3 protein-coding genes and 1 pseudogene are annotated in these 3,902 nt (G+C 70.4%); 2 read left to right on the forward strand and 2 right to left on the reverse strand.

Features of this window, described 5'->3' with window-relative positions:
* Nucleotides 1-340: 340 nt before the first annotated feature.
* Complete coding sequence (locus tag ABZW60_RS05935; RefSeq protein ID WP_355474466.1) at nucleotides 341-1,306, forward strand: hypothetical protein; 966 nt, start codon at nucleotides 341-343, stop codon at nucleotides 1,304-1,306.
* A gap of 352 nt (nucleotides 1,307-1,658) precedes the next feature.
* On the opposite strand, the gene ABZW60_RS05940 is transcribed toward ABZW60_RS05935, so the two are convergent.
* The gene (locus tag ABZW60_RS05940; protein ID WP_355474468.1) at nucleotides 1,659-2,297 is read right to left on the reverse strand and encodes a flavin reductase family protein; all 639 of its coding nucleotides are present in this window, start codon (nucleotides 2,295-2,297) and stop codon (nucleotides 1,659-1,661) included.
* Between the two features lie 155 nt (nucleotides 2,298-2,452).
* Here ABZW60_RS05940 and ABZW60_RS05945 point away from each other — a divergent pair.
* Nucleotides 2,453-2,761: pseudogene (locus tag ABZW60_RS05945) on the forward strand (phosphotransferase); the annotation flags it as partial.
* A gap of 498 nt (nucleotides 2,762-3,259) precedes the next feature.
* On the opposite strand, the gene ABZW60_RS05950 reads toward ABZW60_RS05945, so the two are convergent.
* On the reverse strand, nucleotides 3,260-3,754 hold the full coding sequence (locus ABZW60_RS05950; protein WP_355474497.1) for a hypothetical protein: 495 nt from the start codon (nucleotides 3,752-3,754) through the stop codon (nucleotides 3,260-3,262).
* Nucleotides 3,755-3,902 lie beyond the last annotated feature (148 nt).

A 3,902-nucleotide genomic window follows, 5' to 3' on the forward strand; every position in this document is an offset into this window, starting at 1 on the left:
CTCGCCGCAGGGTATCCCGCCGGCTTGTCCACAGGCGTGGATTCGCGTGCTCGGGCACGCCCCGATCCTCGTACTTTCTCTGCCGACTCCCTCGCCGACTCCCTGCCGACTCTCGCGGACCCCCTCGCCGACTCCCTGCCGACTCTCGCGGACCCCCTCGCCGACTCCCCCCGACCCCGCCGACTCCCGCCACCCCCCCGACGCCCGCCCCCGCCAACTCCAGGCCGACTCGCGCGGACTCTCCGCCAGCTCTCTCTGCCGCTCTCGCGGACTCTCCGCCGCCTCTCCCCCGACTCCCGACGACGCCTTGCCGACTCTCCGCAGACCAGGAGGCCCGACGATGACCACCGACACCACCGAACATGCCCACAGCAACGACTTCCCCGAGACAGGCTGCTCCGACCCGGTCCTGCCGCCGTTGTCCCGACGTCAGTCCAACCGACTCATCCACCTCGCCCTGCGGACCGCTGCCGACCTAGGCCTAGCCGTCGGCTACCAGGGCGGCGCCGCCCTCGTCCCGGCCGACCGCTCCACCGACAACCCGGTCCTAGGACTCAGCAATCTCGCCCGCATCCTGTCCCGCGTCGACGAGGACCGCTGGCCAGACGTGATCGAGGAACACTTCCACGAGATCCTGGCGCAACTCCGCCAGGGCCCACCGACGCCACCAACCGACCCCGAGCGCGACCTCATCCAACGACTGGTCCCCCGCGCAGCGCTGCCGCCCGACTGGACCGCCGACCGCCCCGACTTCCTGCCCGGCCTGATCTCCGTCCCGTCCACCCAGACCGACGGCGTCGTGACCATGTACCTCGAGCCCACCGACCTGGGCCTCACCTGGTCGGACGCCGAACGCTTCGGCCTCGCCAACCTCCGCCGCGTCAAAGACGAAGTCGAATACGTCGAGCACGACGACCTCCGCCTGGCCTTCATCACCGGCACACCCTTCGCAGCCTCCCGCGCACTGGTCCTAGACACTGTCCTCCGCGACTCACTGAACCTGCAGCACGCACCCCACGGACTCCTAGCCGCCATACCTGCCCGGGACACCCTCCTGCTACACGTGATCGAGGACCTAACCGTCATCCCCGCCCTAGGCGTCCTGCTCAACGTCGCGGCCCGCTGCCACGCCCGCGACCCCGGCCCCCTGTCCCCCGAGGTCTACCTGGTCACCCCCAACCTCACCTGGCACCCCGCCACCACAGCCCTCCCCGACCACACCCCACTACGCCTCTCCCCCACCCTCGAAACCCTCACCAAACTCCTCGCCACCCAAGAACCACCGCCCACCCGCGACCTCTCCTGAGAAGGTTGCCAACCGCAAGCATCAGGTGCTGCACCAGTGGCTGTCCCTTGACGCGCCGCGCGCTACCGCGCTTGGCGTCGTGGTCCGTCGCTCTCCCGGCACGGCAACCGGAGCTCGAGATCAGCCGCGACTGTAGTCGGCCCCGCGGAGCCGCGGTGAGGTCGGCGACACCGGGTTCTTCGTCCAGGCAGGGCTTGCACCCAAATCGGCAAGTGATGCTCCCCGACCCCGCGCATCACCGCGAGCCCGCGCAAGAACCGGTGTCGACCTGGCGACGGTCACCCAGCAACCTCGCAGGAGGTGTCGGGCGTCGATCGGATCGCGGGCACCCACTCACGAGCTGGGCGGAGTACTAGCTTGCCGGGCTGTCTCCGTCCGGCTTCTTGAAATGGCCGGGCCAATCGGAGTACCGGATGCGGGAGATCGACCGGACTTCCCCGAGGGTCGTCCACTCGTCCTTGCCGAGGCGGGCGAGCGGACGGAGGCGACGGACGTCGGGGTGATCGCCGTCCAGCACCGCCTCGTCGATCGCGAGATGCCGGACCTGACCGATGACGAGGGTGCAGTCGCCGAGCTCGACGGTCGTGTGCAGCGTGCACTCGAGCGCCACCGGCGATTCGGCGACCCGGGGTACGGCGACCGTCCGCGACGGCTGGGCGGTCACCCCGATCGCCTCGAACTCGGAGACGTCCGGCGGGAAGTTGGTGCCGGACGCGTTCACCTGCTCGTAGAGCGGCTCCGCGGCGAAGTTCACCACGAACTCACGGGTCGCCTCGACGTTGTTCAGGCTGTCCTTGCGTCCGACCGAGGTGAACTGCACCATCGGCGGCTGCACGGACGACACGGTGAAGAACGAGTGCGGCGCCAGGTTCAGCACTCCGGCAGCCGACCGGCTCGACACCCACGCGATGGGCCGCGGGACGACCACCGAGTTCAGCAGCGCATAGAACTCCCGCCGCCCGACAGCCTCCGGATTCACATCGACACGCACACCCGCAGTACATCAAACTCGGTGAAACCACCGGCGCCCGCACGGTCCTGCCGGCGGTTTCGCGCGACCGACGGAGCTGGGGATTGGCTGACCAACAAGACTTCCTGGACGGACTAGCCGCCGTGGCCCGTCGCCACGGCGTAGGCCCCGCAGAAGTGAGAGAGGTCGCCGGCGGCGTAGCCAACCGCGCATTCGTACTCGGCCAGCACCTGTTCCTCCGGGTGTGCCGCCCCGGATACGAGCCCGACCTACTCAAGGAAACCCACGTAGTCCCCGCCGCCCGCGCCGTCGGCGTCCGAACCCCCGCGATCGTGCACTACGACGCCACCCACCGCCTGATCAACGCGCCCTACGCCGTCATGGAACGCATCCACGGCACCGAACCCACCGACATCCCCACCACCCTCGCCAAACAACTCGCCCACCTACACCAACTAACCCAACCCCCACACCCCACCCCACCCAGGCCGCCCGACCCGCCCGTGGCGCCCGGCGGGACCGCGCCGCCCGGCATACCCGACAAGCCCGCAGCACCAACCACGCCCCCGCCAACCGATGCACGCGACACCCCTGGCGAGCCAGACACACCCCAACCGTCCGACCTGCCCACCCTCCCCGACGGTCACGCCGCACCAGAAATGCCCGACGCACCCGGCGTACCTGGAATGCCCGGACTGCCCGGCGTACCTGAGGTAGCCACCGCGCCTGGAACATCCGCCGTGCCGGTTCCGCCACGGGCACCCGACATCCCCAGGACGCCGGTCGTGCCCGGAGCGCCGGGCGCACCTGAGATGCCCGGCGAATCTGCAGTCCCCGGCGTACCTGAGGCGCCCGAGACGCCTGGCGTACCTCAGGTACCCGGCGTGGCTGGGATGTCGAGCGCGCCGGTTCTGCCTGCAGTAGCCGGCGTACCCGGGATGCCTGGCGGATCCGCAGCCCCCAACGTGCCCGGCGTACCCGGCCTACCTGGGATGTCTGGCGTGCCTCCAGTGCCCGGCGTACCCGCGGTGCCCGACGACGCTCCTGAGATGTCCGCTGTACCCGGCACGCATGGCGCATCGGCAGCGCCCGACGTACCCGCGGAGTCTGGTGTAGCCGGAGCACCTGGCGTACCCGGTGTACCTGGCATGCGCGCCGTGGTTGGCGTACCCGGAGTGCCGGGCGTATCCGCAGCGGTCGGCGTACCAGGCGTACCCGCTGAACCTGGCGTAACCGGCGTGCCTGCCGTCCCCGAGGTCCCCCGCGTACCTCCTGTGCCCGGCGTACCCGCGGTGTCCGGCGTACCCGCGGTGTCCGGCGTGCCCGGCGTGCCTGGTGTACCCGGTGTGCTTGGCGTACCCGGCGTACCCGGCGTACCCGGCGTACCCGGCGTACCCGGCGTACCCGGCGTACCCGGTGCGCCCGGTGCGCCCGGTGCTCCTGTGATGTCTGGGGTATCCGGCGTGCCCGGGACGCATGGCGTGTCGGCGGTGCCCGGCGTGCCCGCGATGCGCCACGTAGCCGGGGAGCCTGAACCGTCCCGGGTTTGGTGCACCCTCGGTTATGTGTGGACGACCGGTCGGTCGTCTCGGGTTTGTGCATAGTAGTCGGCCTCGGCTTCGGCGG

This window comes from Kribbella sp. NPDC003557 (genome assembly GCF_040610805.1).
Taxonomy (GTDB): domain Bacteria; phylum Actinomycetota; class Actinomycetes; order Propionibacteriales; family Kribbellaceae; genus Kribbella.

What these genes read in the sequence shown, in the direction of transcription:
- ABZW60_RS05935 (WP_355474466.1), top strand. Translation starts at nt 341, where the DNA reads ATGACCACCGACACCACCGAACATGCCCACAGCAACGACTTCCCCGAG.
- ABZW60_RS05950 (WP_355474497.1), bottom strand. Translation starts at nt 3,754, where the DNA reads ATGCGTCCCGGGCACGCCGGATACCCCAGACATCACAGGAGCACCGGG.